Genomic DNA, 23,981 nt, shown 5'->3' on the forward strand with positions numbered 1-23,981 from the left:
CCGCCGGCGTAATCGCAAGAGACAGGCAAGGCAGGAGACGACATGACCGACAGACGGATGCTGATCGGCGGCGAGTGGTGCAACGCCCGCGACGGCCGCACCTTCGACCGCTTCAACCCCGCGACGGGCGCGCTCGCATCGCGCGCGCCGGCGGCCGGCGTGGCCGACGCCGACGCGGCGATCGACGCCGCGCATCGCGCGTTCCCCGCGTGGGCGGCACTCGCGCCGACCGAGCGGCGCCGCCGGCTGCTGAAGGCGGCCGACCTGATGGACGCGCGCATCGACGAAATCATCGCGACCGGCGTCGCCGAAACCGGCGCGACGCCCGCCTGGCTCGGCTTCAACGCGACGCTCGCGGCGAACATGCTGCGCGAGGCCGCGTCGATGACGACGCAGATCGCCGGCGACGTGATCCCGTCCGACGTACCGGGCAATCTCGCGCTCGCGATGCGCGTGCCGTGCGGCGTGGTGCTCGGCATCGCACCGTGGAACGCGCCGGTGATCCTCGGCACGCGGGCGCTGGCGATGCCGCTCGCCTGCGGCAACACGGTCGTGCTGAAGGCGTCCGAGGCGTGCCCCGGCGTGCATGCGCTGATCGGTGCGGTGCTGGACGAGGCAGGGCTCGGCGCGGGCGTGGTCAACGTGATCACGCACGCGGCGGCCGATGCGCCTGAGCTCGTCGAGCGGATGATCGCGCATCCGCAGGTGAAGCGGATCAACTTCACCGGGTCGACGCACGTCGGCCGCATCATCGCGCGCCACGCGGCCGCGCACCTGAAACCCGTGCTGCTCGAACTCGGCGGCAAGGCGCCGGTGCTCGTGCTCGACGATGCCGATCTCGATGCGGCCGTCGACGCGATCGCGTTCGGCGCATTCTTCAACCAGGGGCAGATCTGCATGTCGACCGAGCGCGTGATCGCCGCACGGCCGATCGCCGACGCGCTCGTCGAGCGGCTCGCCGCGAAGGCGCGCGCGCTGGTCGCCGGCGATCCGCTGGCCGGTCATGCGCTCGGCACGATGGTCGATGCGTCGGCTGCCGCGCGCGCGGCGTCGCTGGTCGAGGATGCGCGTGCGCTTGGCGCGCAACTGCCGCTCGGCTGCCGTGTGGAAGGCGCGACGATGCAGCCGGCGATCGTCGACGGCGTGACGCGCGACATGCGGCTCTATCGCGAGGAGTCCTTTGCACCGGTCGTCGCGATCCTGCGTGCGGACAGCGACGACGAAGCGGTGGCGCTCGCGAACGACAGCGAATTCGGGCTGTCGGCGAGCGTGTTCAGCCGCGATATCGCACGTGCGATGGCGGTCGCGCGCCGGATCGAATCGGGGATCTGCCACGTCAACGGGCCGACCGTGCACGACGAAGCGCAGATGCCGTTCGGCGGCACGAAGGCGAGCGGCTACGGCCGCTTCGGCAGCCGCGCGTCGATCGCCGAATTCACCGAGCTGCGCTGGATCACCGTGCAGACCGCGCCGCGCCACTACCCGATATGAGCGAGCCGACGATGAATGCAGAGAAGGCGCCGCTTCAGGTCGGCCAACACGCCGACGCCGACGCCGTGCGCTACCGCGCGGCCGCCGTCGCGGTCGGCGCGGCCGAGATTCGCCGCGCCGACGACGGTACCTGGTACCTGCGCTCGCGCGAGCCGCTCGGCGATTACCCGACGCGCATCACCGACTGCCTCGTGCGCGGCGCGCACGCGCATCCCGACCGCGTGCTGGCCGCGCGGCGCGGCGCCGATGGCCGCTGGATCGAGATCACGTACGCGCAGATGCTCGAACGCGCGCGCGTGCTCGGCCAGGGTCTCGTCGATCTCGGGCTGTCGGCCGAGCGTCCGCTCGCGGTGCTGTCCGGCAACGATCTCGAGCATTTGCAGATGATGTTCGCGGCGATGCTGGCCGGCGTGCCGTATTCGCCGATCTCGCCCGCGTATTCGCTGGTGTCGACCGACTACGGCAAGTTGCGTCACACGCTCGGCGTGCTGCGGCCGGGCGCGGTGTTCGTCGCCGAACGTGCGCCGTTCGCGCGTGCGCTCGATGCGACGTTGCCGGCCGATGCAACGCTGATCGTGGCCCGCGACGCCGATGCGCAAACCGATGTCGAGAGCCGCGCAGTGCCGCTGTCGCGCCTGCTCGCCACCGTTCCGCGCACGATCGACGCGATCCACGCGGCGGTCGGCCCCGACCATCTCGCGAAGATCCTGTTCACGTCCGGTTCGACGAAGCAGCCGAAGGCGGTGCCGACCACGCACCGGATGCTGTGCAGCAACCAGCAGATGCTGCGGCAGACGATGCCGGAACTCACGCGCGAGCCGCCGGTGCTGGTCGACTGGCTGCCGTGGAATCACACGTTCGGCGGCAGTCACAACCTCGGCATCGCGCTGTACAACGGCGGCACGCTGTATATCGACGACGGCCGCCCGATGCCCGGCCGCTTCGACGAAACCGTGCGCAACCTGCGCGAGATCGCGCCGACGATCTACTTCAACGTGCCGAAGGGCTGGGAAGAGCTGACCGCCGCGCTCGAACGCGATGCCGAGCTGCGCGACACGTTCTTCTCGCGCGTGAAGCTGTATTTCTTCGGCGGCGCGGGGCTGTCGCAGGCCGCATGGGACCGGCTCGACCGCGTGACCGAAGCGCATTGCGGCGAGCGCATCCGGATCATGGCCGGCCTCGGGATGACGGAGGCGTCGCCGTCGTGCCTGTTCACGACGGGACCGCTGATGCGCGCCGGCTATATCGGGCTGCCCGCGCCCGGCTGCGACGCGAAGCTCGTGCCGTGCGGCGGCAAGCACGAACTGCGCTTCAAGGGGCCGAACGTGATGCGCGGCTACTGGCATGCGGACGTCGATCCGCGCGACGTGTTCGACGAAGAAGGCTACTACCGCAGCGGCGACGCGGGCGTCTTTGCCGATCCGCAGCGGCCGGAACTCGGGCTGCTGTTCGACGGGCGGCTGACCGAGGACTTCAAGCTGAGCAGCGGCACGTTCGTCAGCGTCGGGCCGTTGCGCGCGAATGCGGTGTCGACCGGCGCGCCGTACGTGCAGGACGTGGTCGTCACCGGGATCAATCGCGACGACATCGGCTTGCTGGTGTTCCCGCGCGTCGATGCGTGCCGTGCGCTGGCGGGGTTGGCGGCCGACGCATCCGTGACCGACGTGCTGCGCGCGCCGGCCGTGCGCGCGGCGTTCGCGGCGTGGCTCGCCGCGCTGAACCGCAACGCGAGCGGCGGGTCGACGTTCGTCGCGCGGATCCGGCTGATCGACACGCCGCCGTCGCTCGATCTCGGCGAGGTGACCGACAAGGGTTCGCTGAACCAGGTGGCCGTGCAGAAGCATCGCGCGGCGACGATCGACGCGCTGTACGACCCGGCGCGACGCGATCCCGACGTGATTTACGCGTAAGCAGCACGCACGGGCAGTTGCAGCGGTAAGCAGCACGCACAACGACCGGCCGGCCACGACACCGGCAGGCATTTTTTCGGCCAGTGAATCAGGTTGCCTGATAAAGGCGGCCGTTCATACGACACCTCGCGCGCCGAACCGCCACTGGCCGGCGGCGGCGCGCGGCGGCCGTTGCAGGGCCGACCGACTACAAAGACATGGGAATGGAGACATGAACACTTACGTTGCCGAAAAATCCACGGTCGCGACCACGCTCGCGCTGTGTTTCGCGATCGCTCTCCTCGAAGGGCTCGACCTGCAGTCGGTCGGTGTCGCCGCGCCGCGCATGGCGCGCGAATTCGGGCTGTCCGTGTCGCAGATGGGCATCGCGTTCAGCGCGGGCACCTTCGGGCTGCTGCCGGGCGCGATGCTCGGCGGGCGGCTCGCCGACCGGATCGGCCGCAAGCGTGTGCTGATCGCATCGGTCGTGCTGTTCGGGCTGCTGTCGATCGCGACCGCGCAGGTATCGACGTTCGCGATGCTCGTCGTCGTGCGCGTGCTGACCGGCATCGGCCTCGGCGGCGCGATGCCGAACCTGATCGCGCTGTCGTCCGAAGCGGTCGAGCCGCGCTCGCGCAGCAGCGCGGTCGCGACGATGTACTGCGGGATCCCGTTCGGCGGCGTGATCGCGTCGGTGATCGGCGTGCTGCTCGCGGGCGACACCGAATGGCGGCACATTTTCTACGTCGGCGGCGTGGGCCCGCTGCTGCTCGTGCCGCTGCTCGTGTGGTGCCTGCCGGAATCGCGCGCGTATCTCGACGTCGCGGGCACGCAGGCATCACGCACGAGCGTCGGGAAGACGCTGTTCGGCGACGGGCGCACGACGTCGACGGTCGCGCTGTGGGTCAGCTACTTCTGCACGCTGATCGTCCTCTACTTCCTGCTGAACTGGCTGCCGTCGCTGATGGCTTCGCGCGGGCTCGATCGCGCACACGTCGGCCTCGTGCAGATCGCGTTCAACGTCGGCGCGGGGCTCGGCGCGCTCGGCATCGGCGCGGCGCTCGACCGGATGCGCGCGTCGCGCGTGGTCGGCGGCATGTATGTCGGGATCGTGCTGTCGCTCGCCGCGCTCGCGGCCGCGCCCGGTTTCGCGTCGCTCGCGGCGGCCGCGTTCGCGGCGGGGATGTTCGTCGTCGGCGGGCAGTCGGTGCTGTATGCGCTCGCGGCGATCTACTACCCGACCGCGATGCGCGGCACCGGCGTCGGCGCGGCGGTGGCCGTCGGCCGGCTTGGCTCCGTCGTCGGGCCGCTCGCGGCCGCGACGCTGCTGGCCGCGGGCCGCAGCGCGCCGGTCGTGATCGGCGCGAGCATCCCCGTCACGCTCGTCGCGGCCTTCGCTGCATTCGTGCTGATTCGTCGCCCGCAAGCCGACGACTGACGTTTCGTTTTTTTCAAGGCGCGCCGTCAGAGCGCGCAATTCAACACGGTCTGGAGACGCAACGAAATGAAGACGAAGACAAGGAACGGCCTGCTGGCCGCCGGCGCGTGCTGCGCGCTTGCCGCGCCGGGCGCGCACGCGCAGTCGAGCGTGACGCTGTACGGGATCATCGACACGGGCGTCGAGTTCGTGTCGCACGCGAACGCGGCCGGCGACCACGTCGTGCGGATGCCGGGCGTGACGGGCGAGCTGCCGTCGCGCTGGGGGCTGCGCGGCACCGAGGATCTCGGCGGCGGCTACCAGGCGGTGTTCACGCTCGAAAGCGGCTTCAACGTACGCGGCGGCGATCTCGGCCAGGGCGGCCGGCTGTTCGGGCGCCAGGCCTTCGTCGGGCTGAAGAGCGGCTTCGGTACGCTCGCGTTCGGCCGTCAGTACACGATGACCTATCTCGCGCTGCAGGGCGCGGACATCATCGGCCCCGACATCTACGGGCTCGGCTCGTTCGACGCGTACGTGCCGAACGGCCGCGCCGACAACGCGGTGACCTACGTCGGCGCGTATCGCGGCGTGACGTTCGGCGCCGCGTATTCGTTCGGCCGCGACGGCGCGGGCACCGGCAACTCGCCGGGGCAGGGCACGTGCGCGGGGCAGGTGCCGGGCGACGCGGTGCAGTGCCGCAACTGGTCGGTGATGCTCAAGTACGACAGCGCGTACTTCGGTGCGGCGGCATCGTACGAGGAACAGCGCGGCGGCACCGGCGCGGCCGCCAACTTCTTCGACGGCGTGGCGCCCGTCCCGTTCACGAGCAGCGGCGGCAAGGATGCGCGTACGCACGTGAGCGCGTATGCGCAGGCGGCCGGCGCGAAGATCGGCGCGGGCTGGATCGGGCGGCGCGTGTCGACCGGTTCGCCGGCCGCGCCCGGCGCGCATTCGGACCTGTTCTTCGTCGGCGCGTCGTATGCGGTGAAGCCCGATTTCATCGTCGACGGCGAAGGCTACCGGATCGTCAACAGCGCGCACGACACGCGCGCGACGATGGCCACGCTGCGCGCGACTTATCTGCTGACCAAGCGCACGGCCGTCTATGCGCAATCGTCGTATCTGTGGAACAGCGCGCACGCGCGCTACTCGGTCAGCGGCGGCGGGCCCGGCACGACGCCCGGCGCAGGGATGGGGCAGCTCGGCGCGATGGTCGGCGTGCGGCACATGTTCTGATTCAGCGGCGTGACGAACCGAATGGGAGTTATCTTGAACAGGAAATCTGCATTCCTCTGTATTGCGCCGCTGTCCGCCGCCGCCCTGCTCGCCGGTTGCGGCGGCGACGATTCGATCAGCGCGCCGCCCACGCACCTGAGCGCCGCGACGCCGGCCGCGATGGCGCAGACCTGCGACGCGCTCGCCGCGAAGCTCGCGTATGCGAACACGTCGTTCACGTCGGTGACGACCGCGGCGGCCGGCGCGCTGACGGTGGCCGGCAAGCCGGTCGCCGAGCACTGCGTGATCGCGGGGAAAATGAACGAGCGCGTGAGCGCGGTGGACGGCAAGACCTATGCGATCGGCTTCGAGATGCGCTTGCCGAAAGCATGGAACGGCCGCTTCTTTTACCAGGCGAACGGCGGGCTCGACGGCAACGTCGTGACCGCGACCGGCGAGATCGGCGGCGGCGGGCCGCTGACCAACGCGCTGAACCAGGGTTTCGCGGTGATCAGCTCGGATTCTGGGCACAGCGCCGCGCAGAATCCGCTGTTCGGCCTCGATCCGCAGGCGCGGATCGACTACGGCTACGGCGCCGTCGACGCGCTGACGCCGATGGCGAAGCAGGTGATCCGGCTCGCGTACGGCAAGGCGCCCGATCGCAGCTATTTCGGCGGCTGCTCGAACGGCGGCCGTCACGCGATGGTCACGGCGGTGCGCAATCCGGCCGACTACGACGGCATCATCGCGGGCGATCCGGGCTTCCATCTGCCGAAGGCGGCGATCGGCGAGATGTACGGCGCGCAGCAGTTCGCGAAGATCGCATCGGCCACGGGAACGAACGGGTTGCCGGATATCCGCAGCGGTTTCAACGATGCGGAACGCCAGTTCGTCGGCGCGAAGATTCTCGAAAAATGCGACGCGCTCGACGGCGCGGCCGACGGGATGGTGCAGGACGTCGCCGCGTGCCAGGCGCACTTCAGCGTCGATGCCGATGTTCCCACCTGCGCGAATGGCACGCGCACCGGGTCGTGCCTGACGCCTGCGCAGAAAACCGCGCTGGAGAACGTGTTCGCCGGGGCGCGCAACAGCGCGGGCACGGCGCTGTACGCGAGCTTTCCGTACGATCCGGGCCTGTCGGGCCCTGGCTGGGCTGCATGGAAGCAGTCGAACTCGATCATGCTCGACCCGGCCGCGATGGCGTTCACGTTCATGACGCCGCCGAAAACCGCCGCGGTGCTCGCGAACCTCGCCGGCTTCGCGCTCGGCTTCGACATGGACCACGATGCGCCGGCAATCTTCGCGACGAACGGCACTTATACGCAATCGTCATGGTCGTTCATGACGCCGCCCGACGAGACGAACCTCGCCGCGCTGAAGTCGCGCGGCGCGAAGCTGCTCGTCTATCACGGCACGGGCGACCCGGTGTTCTCGTTCAACGACACGCGCGACTGGTACGCGCAGGTCGCGCAGGCGAACGGCGGCGATGCGTCGAGCTTCGCACGCTTCTATCCGGTGCCGGGGATGAACCACTGCTCCGGCGGGCCGGCCGCCGACCAGTTCGACATGCTGACGCCGCTCGTCGCGTGGGTCGAACAGGGGCAGGCGCCCGCGGCGGTCGTGGCTGCCGCGCGCGACACGACGAACGCGGTGCCGAACGCGGACGTGCCCGCGTCGTGGGGCGCGGGGCGTACGCGGCCGCTGTGCCCGTATCCGCAGGTTGCGCGCTACAACGGTTCGGGCGACTTGAACTCGGCGGCGAGCTTCAGTTGTCGCTGACGTAGCCGTCGATGGGAAGCGGCCGGCGCACGCTGTCACGCGCCGGCCGCTTCATCGCCGCATTCACTCGCCGGCATCGACCGGCACGTCGAGCCCGACCTTCACGCGGCTCATGCTGACCAGCGTCTTGAACCGCTTCACGTTGTTGTTCGCGAAGAACAGCTCGAGCGTGAGCGCGTTGTACTGATCCATGTTGCGCACCGCGAGGATCAGCACGAAATCCCATTCTCCCGTCACGTAGTAGCACTGCTGGATCTGCGGGCAGCGCTCGAACGCGCGTTTCATCGCGTCGAGCTGGTCGATCTGCTCGCTCTCGACCTCGACGTTCACGACGATCGTCAGCGGATGATCGACCTTGTCCGGCGCGACGATGGCCGTATAACGCTCGATCACGCCCGCTTCCGCGAGACGCCGCAGCCGCCGGTTCACGGCAGCGGTCGACAGGTTGACGCGCGCGCCGAGCTCGGCCTGCGGCGTCTGCGCGTCGCGCTGGACTTCCATCAGCAGCTTGCGATCGAACGCATCGAGAGGGATCGTCATGATGGCGCGTGCAACCTCGAAGAATGAGAAATTTTTGCGTCGGAGCGGTCGATTTGGCGATTTCATTCACCCGACCGCGCAATATTATTTTTCAAACCGACGGCGCGCGCAACCCGCGCTGCCCGATCCGACTCACCCGACGGACCCCCCAGGGGTCCCGCTCCGGAGCCTTTCGCCATGCTGATCGCCAACCCGCGCGCGTCGCGCACCGCCTACCCGAACGCGCTGCGCCGCGTGATGAACATCGCGTCGGCCGACGAAAGCGGCGCATGGCTCGCGCACTGGCCGCTCGTCGGCAATGCACGCACGCCGCTGCGCGCGCTGCCCGATCTCGCCGCGCGGCTCGGCGTCGCGAGCGTCAGCGTGAAGGACGAGTCGTGCCGTTCGCCGCTCGGCAGCTTCAAGGCACTCGGCGCGCCGATCGCGCTGGTGCGGCTCGTGAAGCGGCTGCGCCGCACGCAGGCACTCGATCCGCAAGGGCTCGTCACCGGCCGCTACGCGTCGGCACTGGCCGACCTGACGGTGATCAGCGCGACCGACGGCAATCACGGCCGCGCGCTGGCTGCCGCCGCGCGTGCGATCGGCTGCGGCTGCGTGATCGTGCTGCACGCGCACGTCGACGCCGAGCGCGAACGCGCGATCTCCGCGTACGGCGCGCGGATCGTGCGCATCGCGGGGAACTATGACGAATCGGTCGTCTGCGCGGCGCAGCTCGCGCAGGCGAACGGCTGGTACGTCGTGTCGGATACGTCGTACGACGGCTACGAAGCGATTCCGCGCGACGTGATGCAGGGCTACGGCGTGATCGCCGCCGAAGCGGCCGCGCAGGCCGCGGAGGAAGACGGCCGGCCGTTCACGCACGTGTTCCTGCAAGGCGGCGTGGGCGGCCTCGCCGCGGGCGTCGCGAGTTACCTGTGGGAGCGTGACGGCGTGCAGCGGCCGCGCTTTGTCGTCGTCGAGCCGCGCCAGGCCGACTGCCTGTACCAGAGCGCGCTGGCCGGCCGCGCGACGAAGGCGAGCGGCAGCGTCGATTCGGTGATGGCCGGGCTCGCGTGCGGCGAGGCGTCGCCGCTCGCATGGGATTTTCTCGAGATGTGCATCGACCACTTCATGCTGATCGACGACGCGGATGCGGTGCAGGCGATGCGTGGCCTCGCGGCCGGCAGCGAACGCGACGTGCCGCTCGTCGCCGGCGAATCGGGCGCGGCCGGTGTGGCGGGGCTGGCCGTGTTGATGCGCGACCCGGCGCGCGCGCGGCAGGTCGGGCTCGACGCGAACGCGCGCGTGCTGGCGATCAACACGGAAGGGGCGACCGCGCCGTCCGTGTACCGGAACTGCGTCGGCGAGACGGCCGATGCGGTGCTCGCGCGCCAGCGCGACTGGCTGAGCCGCGCGGCGGTGGCGGCCTGAACGACATGACCACCGACGAGGCGAACGCAATGGATGCAATCGACGCAACGGCAGAAAGCACGCTGCAGGGCCGACTGAAGACCTGGCGCAGGTATCTGCACCAGCACCCGGAAACCGGATTCGAAGAGGTGAACACGTCGGACTACGTCGCGCGGATCCTGACGACGCTCGGGCTCGACGTGCATCGCGGCATCGGCGGCACGGGGCTCGTCGCGAACCTGACGGTCGGCACGGGCCAGCGCACGATCGGCATTCGCGCGGACATGGACGCGCTGAACATCGTCGAGCACGCGTCGGGCCGCGAACACGTGTCGCGCACGCCCGGCAAGATGCATGCGTGCGGGCACGACGGCCACATGTCGATGGTGCTCGGCGCCGCGCAACTGCTGGCCGAGCGCAAGGATTTCGACGGCACGGTGCGCTTCATTTTCCAGCCGGCGGAAGAGCACGGCCGCGGCGCGAAGGCGATGATGGCCGACGGGCTGTTCGAGCGCTTTCCGGTCGACGCGATCTTCGGTGCGCACAACATGCCCGGCATGCGCGCGGGCACGTTCGCGACGCGTGCGGGCGGCATCATGGCGAGCGAAGACAATTTCGTGATCCGGATCGACGGGCGCGGCACGCATGCGGCGCGGCCGCACATGGGCATCGATCCGATCGTGATCGGCGCGCAGATCGTGCTCGCGCTGCAGACGATCGTGTCGCGCAATCTCGACCCGGGCCAGCAGGCGGTGATCTCGTGCACGGAATTCATCACCGACGGGCTGCGCAACGTGCTGCCGTCGACGGTGACGATCAAGGGCGACACGCGCAGCTATTCGCGCGACGTGCAGGCGCTGCTGGAGGCGCGGATGCGCGAGATCAGCGAAGGGATCTGCCGTACGCACGGTGCGGCCTGCACGTTCGAGTACACGCACGAGTTCGCGCCGACGGTGAATTCGCCGGAATGGGTCGACACGGCCGCGCAGGCCGCCGCGCACGTCGCGGGCGCCGATGCGGTGAACGCCGACGTGCAGCCGATGATGATCTCGGAGGATTTCGGCGCGTTCCTGCAGGCGGTGCCGGGCAATTTCGTGTTCATCGGCAACGGCGAAGTGGCCGGGCAGGGCGGCGTGCCGCTGCACAACGCGACGTACGATTTCAACGACGAGATCTTGCCGACCGGCGCGCGCTATTTCGCGGAAGTGGCGCGACGCGCGTTGAAGGCGGTGTAGCGGAGGCGGTCGCTGCGTATTCGGTTCGCCGCGCGTGCGGCGTACCTTCGTCATTGACGACGCATCGATGCTCGAGCGCACCGGTTTGCCGGCGCGTCGAGGATCGTCCGTCGTCGCATTCGATCAACCGGCCAGTTCACCCAGGCACGCATCGAACTGTGCGACGAGCGTATCGACATCGTCGGCCGTCGTTTGCGGGCACACGAGCATCATGTTGTGGAACGGCGTGATCAGCACGCCGCGATTCAGCAGGTACAGGTGCACGATGTGCTCGAGTTCGCTGTCGAGTTGCGCGCCGGCCAGCGTGCCGTTGCGCGGCGGCACGGGCGCGAACTGAAACTCGGTGCGCGCGCCGATGCGCGTCACGCACCACGGCAGCCGGCGTTTTGCGATCGCCTGGTCGAGCCCAGCCGCGAGCCGTGCGGCGAGTGCGAACATGTACGCATACGCGGCGTCGGTCGCGACTTCGGCAAGCGTCGCGCGCATCGCATGCATCGCGAGCATGTTCGCGGTGAGCGTCGTGCCGATCCCCGAATGGCCGGGCGGCGCATTCAGCTTCGCCGCTTTCGCGCGTTCCGCGAATTCGGCGCTGAAGCCGTACACCGCGCACGGCACGCCGCCCGCGATCGGCTTGCCGACCACCAGCATGTCCGGTTCGAGGCCGTGCGCGACCGCGTAGCCGCCGGGCCCGCTGCTGATCGTGTGCGTCTCGTCGATCACCAGCAACGTGCCGTGGCGGCGCGTCAGTTCGCGCGCGGCCTCCCAGAAGCCGGGGTCGGGCAGCACCATACCGATGTTCGTCATCGCGGGCTCGGCGAGCACGCACGCGACGTCGCCGTCCTTCAGCGCCGCTTCGAGCGCGTCCAGATCGTTGAATTCGACGACGCGCGTGTTCGCGAGCAGGTCGTACGACTGCCCGAGCAGACTGTCGCGCTGCACCGGGCGGCCGTCGACGAGATCGACGAACACGTCGTCGACGGTACCGTGATAGCAGCCGTTGAACACGACGATCGTGTTGCGGCCGGTGGCCGCGCGCGCCCAGCGCAGCACGAAGCGGTTCGCGTCGCTCGCGCTCAGCGCGAATTGCCAGACCGGCAGCTGGAAGCGGCGCGCGAGTTCGCGCGACACCCAGGCGGCGTCCTCGCTCGGCAGCATCGTCGTATAGCCGCGCGTGGCCTGCTCGACGAGCGCGCGGGCGACCGGTTCGGGCGCATGGCCGAACATCGCGCCCGTATCGCCGAGGCAGAAGTCGACGTAGCGATGACCGTCGACGTCGATGAACGTCGCGCCGCGTGCTTCCTTCACGTATAGCGAGAACGGGGTCGACCAGTCCTGCATCCAGTGCAACGGCACGCCGAACAGCAAGTGCTCGGACGCTTCCGCGGAGAGTGCGCGGGAGACCGGCATGGCTTCGGTGAACGCGCGGCGCTCGCGATCGAACAGCGCGCGGGCGCGGATGAGGTCCACTCCGTGGCGGGTAGGCAAAGGCAGCTCCTGGCTGGGGGATAGGGGAAACGATAGCGCGGGCAGCAGGGAGCTGAACAGAGGCGGAATTACCGAGGCGGGTCGGCGGCGGTTGGCGAGCAGGGAAATCGCTTTGGCGGATAGGTCGGCCGAGACGATTTAATTGAAGTTTTTGCGCATAAACATACGACAACTTATCTCTAAGCGTAGGCAGTGAAATGTGAGTGTGTGCACACATATATACGGCTGTGCGCGTAAAAACTGGGTAAGCGACGGATGCATGATCCGTGCGAAGCGTGCGTCGACTGCGCGATATGGTATGACGACGTATAAATGCGAGCTGTCGCCCAGCGCATCGATACCCTTCCCCGGAAGGCGCGCCCATGGCGCCCATCGTCGTCGTTCATCTTTCTCTCCGATCACCCGCATCGAAGCGGGTAACGTGCCGCACCTTCATCGTCACGCTCGGCTGCGACGACCAACTGATGAGCGACGCGATGTGCACGCGAGCACCGGTCGTGCAGAACGTGACGGTCACGTCGCCGGGGCCGATCTATGCGTTCAACGTGAGCGCGATGACGCTGACGAACGTGACGATCGCCGGGCAGGTCGTCAACACGACGATCACCGACAAGCGGTGAGATGAGGTGACACGCCACGACGTTCGCGTGCGGCCGATCGGTACCTGCACGCGAACACGAATACGCTACGCCAGCGTCTTCACCATGTAGTGCTCGTCGTAGAAGCGGCCGTCGACGCACATCGAGCGCGGCTCCGTGCCGAACCGCACGAATCCCTGCGACGCATACAGCCGCTCCGCGGCGTGGTTGACTTCGTTCACGCACAGCATCAGCTGGCTGCATCCCCACGCGTTCGCCGCATGCGCGGTCGCGCGGTCGAGCAGCGCCTGCGCGACGCGTTGCCCGCGATACGCGGCGTCGACGTACACGCCCCAGATCGTCGCCTTGTGCGCGATCTTCGTGCGCGCATCGCGGCGTACGCCGGTGATGCCGACGAGCGTGCCGCCGTCGAACGCGCCGAACACGGCCTGTGCCTGCGTCGGCGTGAGGCGTTTCGCGAATTCGTCGACCGGCACCTGCGACTCTTCGTCGAGCGTCGGCAGGAAAGACGTCGGGGCGGTGTCGACCGCACGCAGGCGGACGGTCTGGAACTGCGCCGCGTCGGCGGCGTCAAGCAGGCGGATCGTTGTCGTCATCGTCATCGGCGGCATTCCGGTTGAGGGGTGTGCATGCCGGCGCGCCGCTGCGGCGGTCGCGGGGATGCATCGTCCTAATCCTAATAGGAATCCGGATGCCGCGTGGCGATGCGCGGTGCGTCGCAGGGGCGGCGGGCGCGATCGTGAACGGAGAAGACAGTGATGATGGCGTGTCGTACCGCGATCAAGGAGGGTGCGCGTCAAGCGCATGCGCGGTCGCGCCGGTCTGGCGCACGACGTCGAACAGGCGACGTGCGCGCGATCAACTCACGCGCACGCCACGGGAATCAATAGCGCGACAGTTGATTGCCGTTGATCTGCACGCGGTCGCCCGGACGCAGGTTGCCCGGCGACTGCACGTCGAACGAGCGCATCGAGCCGTCGCTGACCTGCACGTCGATCCGGTAGCTGCTTGGGCCTTGCGCGGCGCCCATCTGCTGGCCGATCTGGTTGCCGGCCACCGCGCCGCCGAGCGCGCCGATCACGGTCGCCGCATCGCGGCCGTGACCGCGGCCGAACTGGTTGCCCACCAGCCCACCGACCAGCGCACCGACGACGGTGCCGGCGATGCCCGACGGAGCGACCGAGCCGTTGACCGGCTGGATGTTCGACACGGTGCCGTACTGCGTGCCGTACGGGGTCGCGTATTGCTGTTGCGGGTTGCCGTACTGGTCATACGGCTGCGAGCCGTATTGCGACGGGTTGCCGTATTGATCGTACGGTTGCGGCGCCTGGTTCGGATACGCCGGTTGCTGCTGCACGTAGCCCGGCTGCGAATATGCGGGCTGCGCATAGCCGGGCGTCGCGTATTGCTGTTGCTGCGGATAGCCCGGCTGCGCGCCGTAGTAGCCCGGCGCGACGCACGCGGTGAGCGGAAGCGCCGCCACGGCGACGAGCGAGGCGAACAGAACGGTCTTCGTGGAAGGCATGCGCATCATGATGTTTCCTGCATCGGCAACGTGTCCGCCGATGGATTCCCGTCAGGGTGGCGAACTCGGCGTGAGTATAAGGAATGGCCGGATGCGCGTCCGGTGCGGCCGGGTAACAACGTGTAAAGTCTGTTGCCGCGTAAATCGCCGGTGGGGTGGGCGTCGAAGGGGCGGCCGGCAACGGCGCGACGCGGTTCCCCGGCGCACGCGTGCGGGCGCTGCACCCCCGCGCGGCCGCCGACATTCCAGCCGCTTCCACGGCCAACGAAACCCGTCTCCGCGTTCGGTCCGCCGGCGCTGCGCGCCGCACATCGGGAAATCGAATGCGCGGCATCGCGACTTTTAATTGGCCTCGCGCAGCGGCGTCCGATATCGTGGCCGGATTCCCTGCCAACGGTCGCGCCGCGCCGGCCGCGTTTCCTCCCCTGTCCGCGTCGGTGTCGCGCCGCGACCGCCCCAATCGAAGCCATGACCGAACGATTCTTCATCAACGCCCGCGACGCCAGCGGCCAACCCGTCAATCTCGTCGTCCGCGACGGCCGCTTCGCCGCGATCGGCGCCGATTGCACCGCCGCGCCCGGCGCGCAGACGATCGACCTCGACGGCCGCGTCGTGCTGCCCGGTTTCGTCGACGGCCACATCCATCTCGACAAGAGCTTCGTCGGCGATCGCTGGGTGCCGCATGAGCCGGTCGGCTCGCTGCGCGAGCGGCTCGCGGTCGAGAAGCGCCAGCTCGCGGCCGCGCCGCCGATCGTCGAGCGCGCGAACGCGCTGATCGCGCAGGCCGCCGCGTTAGGCACGATCGCGATGCGCAGCCACGTCGACGTCGATGCGACGACGGGGCTGTCGAACCTGCACGCCGTGATGGCCGCGCGAGAACAGTGGCGCGGGATCGTCGACATCGAACTGGTCGCGTTTCCGCAGGCCGGCGTGATCACGTGCCCGGGCACCGCCGAGATCCTCGATGCGGCGGTGCGCGAAGGCGCGGACGTGGTCGGCGGAATCGACCCGACGACGCTCGACGGCGATGCGGACGGCCAGCTCGACATCGTGTTCGGCATCGCCGAGAAGCGCGGCGCGAAAATCGACATCCACCTGCACGAGCCGGGCGAAACGGGCATCGCGCAATTGCTGCGGATCGCGGCGCGCACGCGCGCGGCCGGGCTCGGCGGACGCGTGAACGTGAGCCATGCGTACGCGCTCGGCCAGGTGAGCGCCGACGACGTGCAGCGCACCGCTGCGGTGCTGGCCGACGCCGGCGTATCGATCCTGACGAATGCACCGGGCGACTGCGCGTTCCCGCCGGTGCAACGGCTGCGCGACGCGGGCGTGCACGTGTTCGCGGGCAACGACAACATCCGCGACGCGTGGTGGCCGTACGGCAACGGCGACATGTTGCAGCGCGCGATGATGGTCGGCTACCGGTCGGGCTTCTACACCGACGAAGCGCTCGGCATCGCACTCGACATGGCGACGCACGCCGGCGCGCGCGTGATCGGCAAGGAGCACTACGGAATCGCGGTCGGCTGCGACGCGAGCTTCGTCGCGGTGCGTGCGCCGAATGCGGCGGCAGCCGTCGCCGGCGTGCCGGCCGAACGCTGGGTATTCCGCCACGGCGAAAGCGATCAGGGCGCACCGCTCGCGCCGTCGCTGCGCTTTACGCGCTGATCCGCCCGACCCGCGGCACCTTGCACCGACCGACCCGACCGGAACCGACATGACGAACCTGCTGATCCGCAATGTCCGCACGAACGCCGACGCCGCGCTCGATATCCTGATCGAAGGCGATCGCATCGCGCGCGTCGGCCCGTCGCTCGACGCGCCCGCCGGCTGTGCGATCGAGGACGGCGCGCTCGCGTTGGCGCTGCCCGGCCTCGTCGAAGGCCACACGCACCTCGACAAGACCCATTGGGGGATGCCGTGGTATCGCAACGCGGTCGGGCCGCGTCTCGTCGACCGTATCGAGAACGAACGCCGCTATCGCGCGACGAGCGGGCATGACGCGGGCGCCGCGTCGCTCGCGCTGGCGCGCGCGTTCCTCGCGGCCGGCACGACGCGCATCCGCACGCACGTCGACGTCGATACCGAAGCCGGGCTGCGCCATCTGCACGGCGTGCTCGCGACGCGCGAGACGCTGCGCGGGCAGGTCGAGATCCAGATCGTCGCGTTTCCGCAATCGGGCGTGCTCAAGCGGCCGGGCACCGATGCGTTGCTATCCGACGCGCTCGACGCCGGCGCCGACCTGCTCGGCGGGCTCGATCCGTGCGCGATCGAAGGCGATCCGGTCGAGGCGGTGGACGTGCTGTTCGCGATCGCCGAACGCCACGGCCGCGGACTCGACATCCATCTGCACGAGCGCGGGTCGATGGGCGCGTACTCGCTCGACCTGATCCTGCAGCGCACCGCGACGCACGGCATGCACGGCAAGGTCACGATCAGTCATGGTTTCTGTCTGGGCGATCTCGTCGAACGCGAGCGCGATGCGCTGCTCGCGCGGATGGCCGAGCTCGGCGTTGGCATCGTCACGACCGCGCCGGCCGCGGTGCCGGTGCCGCCGGTGGCCGCGTGCCGCGCGGCAGGCGTGACCGTGATCGGCGGCAACGACGGCGTGCGCGACACGTGGACGCCCTACGGTTCGCCCGACATGCTCGAACGCGCGATGCTGATCGGCATGCGCAACGATTTCCGCCGAGACGATGCGCTCGAAGTCGCGCTCGACTGCGTGACGCACGGCGCGGCGCGCGGCTGCGGTTTCGCGGATTACGGGCTGCAGCCGGGCAGCCGCGCGGACGTCGTGCTCGTCGATGCGCTGACGTTCGCGGAGGCCGTCGTCGCGCGGCCGGTGCGGCGTCTCGTCGTATCGTCCGGGAAGATCGTCGCGCGTCATGGCGCGCTGGTCTGAGCGCCGCGTCGCCCCGGTATGATCCGGTTTCAACCGGATGTCGGGAGACGACGATGCGACGCACGACCGCGGCACGGGCCGCACGATGGATGGCGGCGGCCCTGTTCGCCGTGAGCGCTGCGCATGCGGTGGCGACCGGCTCGGCCGACGACGCGCAGCAGGAAGCCAACCGGCGCACGGTGCTCGCGTTCTACGAGAAAGGCTTGAACGACAAGGATGCGGACGCCGCGCTCGCGTATGTCGGCGATCGCTACGTGCAGCACAACCCGAACGCGGCCGACGGGCGTGACGGTTTCCGCAAGTTCGTCGCGTTCCTGCGCGACAAGTATCCGCAGTCGCACAGCGAGATCAAGCGTGCGTTCGTCGACGGCGACTACGTGATCCTGCACGTGCACGCGGTGCGCGAACCGGGCACGCGCGGCAGCGCGATCATGGATATCTTCCGGCTCGAGCACGGCAAGATCGTCGAACACTGGGACGTCAACCAGCCGGTGCCCGAGCAGGCGGCGAACGGCAACACGATGTTCTGACACGTGTGGCGCGCGGCGCCCCCCTGCGCGCCGCTCCCGTTCGAAATCCGCTTCGCCTACCGCCCTTCGAGTTCCAGCATCGCCGCGAGCGTCTTCGTCAGCACGCGGACCATCGGGTCGGCCGTCGGCCGATGCAGGATCGCGATGTCCATATGCTCGATCGGCGCGAAGCCCTGCTTCGCGGTCAGCACCACATGCTCGTCCGTCACCACGCGCGCGGGCAGTACGCTGATGCCGAGCCCGTCTGCGACCGCCGCCTGGATGCCGCTCAGGCTCGACGTCGTGAAGCTGATCCGCCAGCGGCGGCCGCGCTCCTCGATCGCCTTGATCATGTCGTCGCGGTAGAGTCCGCGCGGCGGGAACACGACGATCGGCACCGGGTCGAGATCGATCGACGGATGCTTCGCGCTGTCGATCCAGCGTAGCTTCTCCGGCCAGCGCACGACGGCCTCGCGGCTGTCGCGCCGCTGCTTGATCAGCACGAGGTCGAGTTCGCCGCGATCGTACGCGGCGCTGATGTCGCGACTCAGCCCGCACGTCACTTCGAGCTTCACCTGCGGATGCTCGCGCTTGAACGCCGCGAGCGCGTGCGTCGTGCGGCCCGCCGCGAAATCGTCGGGCACGCCGAGCCGGATCGTCAGCGCGACCGTCGCGCCCGACAGCGCCTCCAGCATCTCGTCGTTCAGCGCGAGCATGCGTCGCGCATAACTGAGCACCGTCACGCCCGCATCGGTCGGCCGCACGTCGCGCGCGCCGCGGTCGAGCAGGCGGTGGCCGGCGATTTCCTCGAGCCGGCGCACCTTCTGGCTGACCGTCGACTGCGTCGAATGCAGGCGCGCGGACGCCGTCGTGAAACTGCCGCAGTCGGCGACCATCACCAGCGCACGCAGCAGGTCGATGTCGAACAGGGGTCTATTCATTTATGCACTTCTAGGGATTCGGGCATTGCATTTTCAAATGCGTGCGACGACTTTTAACATGGCAGGGCAGCGCGGGCAATCGCGGTTTCGCCCGAGTTGGGCGGGTGTTTTGCGGGATTGTGAGGTGCTTGACGACTTCCTGTGGATGACGTTCGCGGGCGCGGTAGGGATCAGCGGCGGCGCGATTTGGGTTCAGGCGTGCCGCCGGGGAGTTTTCGCAGGAATGCGTCGGCGAGTTCAACGCAATAGTCGAACGACGGCGTGTAGCCGAGTGTCCGGATGTCGTCGAACCGCGGTTGTACGAAGGCGCGATGCTCGTTGAGCAGACGCAGAAACGTGTCGCGATGCCGAACGAGGAACGCACCGGCTTCCATCAAGCTTTCCGGCTCCCGCTCGATGACCAGGCACAGATCGAACAGGTCCCGCGCAGTCGGACGATCGCCGCGGTGCCGCATTTTCTTGGCGACGATTTCCGCGGAAGTCTCGACCTTGACGACACGATCCATCAGCGTCCGTTCGTCGTAGCCGGGAGACGTCAGATTCCGGGAGACCACGAAGTCGATTTCGCCGTCGGGCAGCATCAGCTTCACGAACCCGGCGTGTTCCTCATCATTCGGCGTGATGTCGGACGCGGCATCGCTGATGTGGGGATTCACGTTGAAAAATTCCATCGCAGTATAGGGCACGTTGCCAGTAGATTCGACGGAACCGCGGGAAACACATCGCGGTGGTGGCCGGTGTCCGGAAAACGCATTCTGGGTCAGGTGCGGGATCGCGCAGGGTAAACATCCGAAATTTCCCGGAAAATCTCTCACTGGAGCGTCACCCGCGTCCCCGGCTTCGATCTTTTATTAATCCGCCGCCCTCCCGCATTTCCCTGCTTGTGCTCAAAAATCAAGCGGTCTAGACTGCATGGCAGTTTCACCGAAGTCCCTCGTCTTTCGCGCCCCGCGCCGGCACCCCGTCGCATCGCCCCAAACCGAACGCCGGCGTCGCCCGCCGCGTCGAGACCTTCAAGGACATGCCATGAACCGCACCGCAAAGCTCCTCGTCACCGCGCTGGCGTTCGCACCGCTCGTATCGTTCGCGCAGGACGCGTCGACGATCCGCTGGGGCATCGACCCCACGTATCCGCCGTTCGAGGCGAAGCAGCCCGACGGCTCGCTGGCCGGCTTCGACATCGACCTGCGCAACGCGATCTGCGAGCAACTGCATGCGAAGTGCGTGTGGGTCGAACAGAGCTTCGATGGGATGATCCCGGCGCTGCGTGCGCGCAAGTTCGACGTGATCATGTCCGCGATGACGGCCACCGACGAGCGGCTCAAGCAGATCGACTTCTCGAACAAGCTGTATGCGTCGCCGGGCGCGCTCGTCGCGCCGGTCGGCTCGAAGCTGCTGCCGAATGCCGCGTCGCTCGCCGGCAAGCGCGTCGGGATCGACCAGGGCACGACGCAGGAGGCGTACGCGAAGGCCGAATGGGCGACCAAGGGCGTGACGATCGTGTCGTACCAGAATCAGGACCAGGTGTATCAGGATCTGGTGAACGGCCGGCTCGATGCGACGTTCCAGGACAAGACCCAGGCTGGCTACTCGTTCCTGAAGACGCCGCGCGGCAAGGGTTACGCGTTCGCGGGCCCGGACGTGACCGACGCGCGGATCACCGGACACGGCGTGGCGATGGGCATACGCAAGGGCGACGGCGACATGAAGAAGCGGCTGAACGACGCGATCGTCGCGATCCGTGCGAACGGCACGTACCAGAAGATCGCCGCGAAATACTTCGACTTCGACATCTACGGCGCAAAGCAGCAACTGACTTCGGCGCCGTGACCCCGTGACTCATCCAACCGACAGGCACACCATGACGAGTATCCAGGATCGCGTCGCGCAAGCCGTGACGCCCGAACTGATCGCCGCGTTCCGCGACGAAGGCGCGGTCTGCATCAAGGGCATCTTTTCGCCGGACGAAGTGGCCGCGCTGCAGGCCGGCATCGACGCGAACCTCGCGCAGCCGAGCGAACGCGCGAAGGTCGCGAGCCGGCCCGACGATCCGGGCTGGTTCTTCGAGGATTTCTGCAACTGGCAGCACAACGACGCGTATCGCGACTTCATCGTGCGCTCGCCGGCGCCGTCGGTCGCCGCCGCGCTGATGGGCACGGACACCGTGCGGCTGCATCACGACCACCTGCTCGTGAAGGAGCCCGGCACGCGGCAGCGCACGCCGTGGCACCAGGACCAGCCGTACTACGACATCGAAGGCGACGACAACGTCAGCATGTGGATTCCGGTCGATCCGGTGCCGCTCGAATCGACGCTCGAATTCGTCGCGGGTTCGCATCGCGGGCCGTGGCTGATGCCGCGCACGTTCATGGACAAGGAGGCGAAGTGGTTTCCGGAAGGCAGCCTCGCCGACCTGCCCGACATCGAAGCCGACCGCGCGGCCTTCCCGATCCGTCGCTGGGCGCTCGAACCGGGTGACATGGTGTGCTTCCGGATGCTGACGCTGCATGCGTCGGGCGGCACGCAGAACCGCCGGCGCGCGTTTTCGATCCGCTTCGTCGGCGACGATATCCGTCACGCGCCGCGCCGCTGGAAAACGTCGCCCCATTTCCCCGGGCTCGCGGAACAACTGCCGGACGGTGCGCCGCTCGATCACCCGCTGTTTCCGGTCGTGTGGTCGCGCGATGCGGGGCAGGTCGGCGCGATCTGACTCTGGCGCGTCGAGGTAACGAACCCGGCGGCGGTTCCAGGGACGAAACGGCCGTCGTGCGTTGGGCGCGTGCGACGAAGGATCAGGTCGGGTGGCGCCCCGCGCCCGGTTTGAAGCGCGAGCCGAGCCGGTAGCGGTTGCCCGGATGCAGGAAATGCACGAACGTGACGGGCAGGCCATCCGTCCACGTGCGGCGCGTGAGCGTCAGGCACGGCTCGTCGGCGCGCATGTCGAGCAGCCGCGCCTGTTCGCCGGTCGGCAGCGACGCGTCGACGACGTGCTCGATTTCCAGTTCGTGGTGCGATACGTTGTTGTACAGGTACTCGGACGGCGGCTCGGTCTGGAAATCCTGATCGATGAAGCCGGGCGCGGCGGCCGGGTTCACGTAGCGATCCTCGAGCTGGATCGGGCGGCCGTTCTCCTCGTGCACGCACACCACGTGAAAGACCGGCGTGTTGACCGGCAGGCCGAACGCGGCCGCGACGTCGAACGACGCGGGCTCGCGCGACTGGCTGAGCACGCGGCAGCGGTACTCGTGGCCGCGCGCGCGGATCTCGTCGCGGATATGCGCGATCATCAGCAGGTTCGACTGCGGCTTCACCTCGGCGACGAAGGTGCCGACGCCCGCGATGCGCTTGAGCACGCCTTCCTCGGTCAGCTCGCGCAGCGCGCGGTTGACCGTCATGCGCGCGACGCCGAACTGCGCGGCGAGATCGAGCTCGGACGGGATGCGGTCGCCGGGGCGCCAGTCGCCGGACTCGACGTGCTGGCGAACGAGCGTCTTGATCTGCTGGAACGGTGCGGTGGCCTTGGTGACCATCGGAAGATCCTTGCGCGAAGAAGTGACGAGGCTAGTCGTCGTGGCTGACGATGACCAGGATCTCCGCCTGCGCGGCGCCGAGGCTGCGCGTGCGGTGCGGGATGAGTGCGTTGAAATAGACTGAATCGCCGGTCCTGAGTTGCACCGTCTCGTTCGGAAATTCGATTTCGACGCGCCCCTTGTGCACGAACAGGAATTCCTCGCCTTCGTGTTCGCGGAACGTCGACGCGACGAATTCGTGGGGCGGATGCACGACGAACGGCAGCATCTTCTTCGGCGCGACGCCCGCCGCGATGCTCTCGAAGCGGTGCGCGTGACTATCGGCTGCCGCGCCCATCGCGGTGCGCTCGCCGGCGCGCGTGACCGTGATCAGCTCGCGGTTGCTGCTTTCCGAGAACAGCTGCTCGACGTCGACGTTCAGCGCCTTCGACAGCTTCAGCGCGACCGCGATCGACGGCACGCTCAGGCCGCGCTCGACCTTCGACAGGTAGCTCTTGGTGAGGCCGGTCTCGTCGGCCAGCACGTCGAGCGTCCAGCCCTTCTGTTTTCTGAGCAGCTTCAGGCGAATCGTCATGGGGCGCCAGGTGTCCTTCGAAAAACCGATTGTAACGCATGACACAAAGTGTCATTCGGTGTATCGTGTGTCACGAACGCCGGAAAAAACGGCCGCGGACGGCGCGGCAGACCCGGTTCATTCAGGAGGCGAACATGGCGGAAACGCTGAATTTGACGAAGGAAGCGCTGGTCGCGCTGGCGGAGCGGCGGCTTGAAAAGGAAGTGGGCGACAGCGGCTGGTCTGCGCGACAAAAGCTCGCGCTGACGTGCCGGATCCTGTTCGACGCCGGCCACGATTCGGGCCTGGCCGGGCAGATCACCTGCCGCGCGGATGCGGCCGGCACGTACTACACGCAGCGGCTCGGGCTCGGTTTCGACGAAATTTCGGCCGCGAACCTGCTGCGCGTCAACGAGGATCTCGACGTCGTCGATGGCGAAGGCATTCCGAACCCGGCCAATCGGTTCCATACGTGGATCTATCGCGAGCGCCCGGACGTGAACTGCATCATCCATACGCATCCGGCGCATGTCGCGGCGCTGTCGATGCTCGAACAGCCGCTGGTCGTGTCGCACATGGACACCTGCCCGCTGTACGACGATTGCGCGTTCCTGAAGGACTGGCCGGGCGTGCCGGTCGGCAACGAGGAGGGCGAGATCATCTCGAGGGCGCTGGGCAGCAAGCGCGCGATCCTGCTGTCGCATCACGGCCAGCTGGTGGTCGGCAAGACGATCGAGGAGGCGTGCATCCTCGCGCTGCTGATCGAACGCGCGGCGAAGCTGCAACTGCTCGCGATGTCGGCCGGCGAGATCAAACCGGTGCCGCCGGCGCTGGCGCGCGAAGCGCACGACTGGATCTCGAAGCCGAAGCGCGATGCGGTGACGTTCGACTACTACGCACGCCGTGCGTTGCGTACGCATCGGGATTGCGTCGCTTGAGCGCGTGCGCCGTTTCGATCTCTTCACACAATCATTGAGGAATA

At 68.3% G+C, this 23,981-nt stretch carries 21 protein-coding genes and 1 pseudogene; 14 read left to right on the forward strand and 8 right to left on the reverse strand.

Translation table 11 applies throughout. The annotated features are described in order from the left end of the window. Nucleotides 1–42 precede the first annotated feature (42 nt). From JYG37_RS25335 to JYG37_RS25355, 5 genes are all read left to right on the forward strand, one after another. Nucleotides 43–1,491, forward strand: a complete 1,449-nt coding sequence (locus tag JYG37_RS25335) for an aldehyde dehydrogenase (protein ID WP_213346143.1) — start codon at nucleotides 43–45, stop codon at nucleotides 1,489–1,491. Continuing rightward, a complete protein-coding gene (locus JYG37_RS25340; protein WP_213346144.1) occupies nucleotides 1,488–3,401 on the forward strand; it encodes a feruloyl-CoA synthase in 1,914 nt (637 codons plus the stop codon). The genes JYG37_RS25335 and JYG37_RS25340 overlap by 4 nt, the downstream gene beginning before the upstream one ends. 211 nt (nucleotides 3,402–3,612) lie before the next feature. Continuing rightward, nucleotides 3,613–4,818, forward strand: a complete 1,206-nt coding sequence (mhpT, locus tag JYG37_RS25345) for a 3-(3-hydroxy-phenyl)propionate transporter MhpT (protein WP_050013421.1) — start codon at nucleotides 3,613–3,615, stop codon at nucleotides 4,816–4,818. Between the two features lie 66 nt (nucleotides 4,819–4,884). Beyond that, entirely contained in the window at nucleotides 4,885–6,033 is a 1,149-nt protein-coding gene (locus JYG37_RS25350) for a porin (RefSeq protein WP_050013420.1), read from the forward strand. 33 nt (nucleotides 6,034–6,066) lie between these two features. Further along, on the forward strand, nucleotides 6,067–7,791 hold the full coding sequence (locus JYG37_RS25355) for a tannase/feruloyl esterase family alpha/beta hydrolase (RefSeq protein ID WP_089489911.1): 1,725 nt from the start codon (nucleotides 6,067–6,069) through the stop codon (nucleotides 7,789–7,791). 63 nt (nucleotides 7,792–7,854) lie between these two features. On the opposite strand, the gene JYG37_RS25360 is transcribed toward JYG37_RS25355, so the two are convergent. Then, nucleotides 7,855–8,331: an Lrp/AsnC family transcriptional regulator gene (locus JYG37_RS25360; protein ID WP_213346145.1), complete on the reverse strand. Its 477-nt coding sequence runs from the start codon at nucleotides 8,329–8,331 to the stop codon at nucleotides 7,855–7,857. Nucleotides 8,332–8,508: 177 nt separating this feature from the next. Between JYG37_RS25360 and JYG37_RS25365 the strand changes: the two genes are divergently transcribed. Both JYG37_RS25365 and JYG37_RS25370 read left to right on the forward strand, forming a co-directional pair. Then, a complete protein-coding gene (locus JYG37_RS25365) occupies nucleotides 8,509–9,741 on the forward strand; it encodes a diaminopropionate ammonia-lyase (protein ID WP_213346146.1) in 1,233 nt (410 codons plus the stop codon). Nucleotides 9,742–9,770: 29 nt separating this feature from the next. After that, nucleotides 9,771–10,955: a M20 aminoacylase family protein gene (locus tag JYG37_RS25370; protein WP_213346147.1), complete on the forward strand. Its 1,185-nt coding sequence runs from the start codon at nucleotides 9,771–9,773 to the stop codon at nucleotides 10,953–10,955. A gap of 123 nt (nucleotides 10,956–11,078) precedes the next feature. Here JYG37_RS25370 and JYG37_RS25375 read toward each other — a convergent pair whose 3' ends face one another. Further along, entirely contained in the window at nucleotides 11,079–12,440 is a 1,362-nt protein-coding gene (locus JYG37_RS25375; protein ID WP_124631362.1) for an aspartate aminotransferase family protein, read from the reverse strand. A 509-nt stretch (nucleotides 12,441–12,949) separates the two neighbouring features. Between JYG37_RS25375 and JYG37_RS35145 the strand changes: the two are divergent. Then, nucleotides 12,950–13,060, forward strand: a pseudogene (locus tag JYG37_RS35145) (glycoside hydrolase family 28); the annotation flags it as partial. Nucleotides 13,061–13,125: 65 nt separating this feature from the next. On the opposite strand, the gene JYG37_RS25385 reads toward JYG37_RS35145, so the two are convergent. Together JYG37_RS25385 and JYG37_RS25390 are read right to left on the reverse strand one after the other, a co-directional pair. After that, the gene (locus tag JYG37_RS25385; RefSeq protein WP_050013494.1) at nucleotides 13,126–13,635 is read right to left on the reverse strand and encodes a GNAT family N-acetyltransferase; all 510 of its coding nucleotides are present in this window, start codon (nucleotides 13,633–13,635) and stop codon (nucleotides 13,126–13,128) included. 287 nt (nucleotides 13,636–13,922) lie between these two features. After that, nucleotides 13,923–14,573, reverse strand: coding sequence for an outer membrane lipoprotein (locus JYG37_RS25390; protein WP_124594832.1), 651 nt, complete (start codon nucleotides 14,571–14,573; stop codon nucleotides 13,923–13,925). Between the two features lie 459 nt (nucleotides 14,574–15,032). Between JYG37_RS25390 and JYG37_RS25395 the strand changes: the two genes are divergently transcribed. Genes JYG37_RS25395 through JYG37_RS25405 form a run of 3 tightly spaced genes read left to right on the forward strand, consistent with a single transcriptional unit; the run spans nucleotide 15,033 to nucleotide 17,996 of the window. Continuing rightward, the gene (locus tag JYG37_RS25395; protein ID WP_213346148.1) at nucleotides 15,033–16,232 is read left to right on the forward strand and encodes an amidohydrolase family protein; all 1,200 of its coding nucleotides are present in this window, start codon (nucleotides 15,033–15,035) and stop codon (nucleotides 16,230–16,232) included. Nucleotides 16,233–16,281: 49 nt separating this feature from the next. Next, nucleotides 16,282–17,466, forward strand: coding sequence for an amidohydrolase family protein (locus tag JYG37_RS25400; RefSeq protein ID WP_124594829.1), 1,185 nt, complete (start codon nucleotides 16,282–16,284; stop codon nucleotides 17,464–17,466). Between the two features lie 53 nt (nucleotides 17,467–17,519). Then, the gene (locus JYG37_RS25405; protein ID WP_176016309.1) at nucleotides 17,520–17,996 is read left to right on the forward strand and encodes a nuclear transport factor 2 family protein; all 477 of its coding nucleotides are present in this window, start codon (nucleotides 17,520–17,522) and stop codon (nucleotides 17,994–17,996) included. A 56-nt stretch (nucleotides 17,997–18,052) separates the two neighbouring features. On the opposite strand, the gene JYG37_RS25410 is transcribed toward JYG37_RS25405, so the two are convergent. Together JYG37_RS25410 and JYG37_RS25415 are read right to left on the reverse strand one after the other, a co-directional pair. Then, nucleotides 18,053–18,916, reverse strand: a complete 864-nt coding sequence (locus tag JYG37_RS25410) for a LysR family transcriptional regulator (protein WP_213346149.1) — start codon at nucleotides 18,914–18,916, stop codon at nucleotides 18,053–18,055. 170 nt (nucleotides 18,917–19,086) lie between these two features. Further along, on the reverse strand, nucleotides 19,087–19,587 hold the full coding sequence (locus JYG37_RS25415) for a nucleotidyl transferase AbiEii/AbiGii toxin family protein (protein WP_213346150.1): 501 nt from the start codon (nucleotides 19,585–19,587) through the stop codon (nucleotides 19,087–19,089). A gap of 355 nt (nucleotides 19,588–19,942) precedes the next feature. Here JYG37_RS25415 and JYG37_RS25420 point away from each other — a divergent pair, with 355 nt between their 5' ends. Together JYG37_RS25420 and JYG37_RS25425 are read left to right on the forward strand one after the other, a co-directional pair. Then, nucleotides 19,943–20,746, forward strand: coding sequence for an ABC transporter substrate-binding protein (locus tag JYG37_RS25420; protein WP_050013409.1), 804 nt, complete (start codon nucleotides 19,943–19,945; stop codon nucleotides 20,744–20,746). Nucleotides 20,747–20,777: 31 nt separating this feature from the next. After that, complete coding sequence (locus JYG37_RS25425; RefSeq protein WP_124556555.1) at nucleotides 20,778–21,626, forward strand: phytanoyl-CoA dioxygenase family protein; 849 nt, start codon at nucleotides 20,778–20,780, stop codon at nucleotides 21,624–21,626. 82 nt (nucleotides 21,627–21,708) lie between these two features. Here the strand turns inward: JYG37_RS25425 and hutC are convergent, their stop codons facing one another. Continuing rightward, nucleotides 21,709–22,446, reverse strand: coding sequence for a histidine utilization transcriptional repressor HutC (gene hutC / locus JYG37_RS25430; RefSeq protein WP_124556554.1), 738 nt, complete (start codon nucleotides 22,444–22,446; stop codon nucleotides 21,709–21,711). 31 nt (nucleotides 22,447–22,477) lie between these two features. Then, on the reverse strand, nucleotides 22,478–23,020 hold the full coding sequence (locus JYG37_RS25435) for a helix-turn-helix domain-containing protein (protein WP_050013406.1): 543 nt from the start codon (nucleotides 23,018–23,020) through the stop codon (nucleotides 22,478–22,480). 134 nt (nucleotides 23,021–23,154) lie between these two features. On the opposite strand from JYG37_RS25435, the gene JYG37_RS25440 reads away from it, so the two are divergent. Beyond that, a complete protein-coding gene (locus tag JYG37_RS25440) occupies nucleotides 23,155–23,937 on the forward strand; it encodes an aldolase (protein ID WP_213346151.1) in 783 nt (260 codons plus the stop codon). The last annotated feature ends 44 nt before the right edge of the window (nucleotides 23,938–23,981 follow it).

This window comes from Burkholderia sp. LAS2, from assembly GCF_018417615.1.
GTDB classification, from domain to species: domain Bacteria; phylum Pseudomonadota; class Gammaproteobacteria; order Burkholderiales; family Burkholderiaceae; genus Burkholderia; species Burkholderia sola.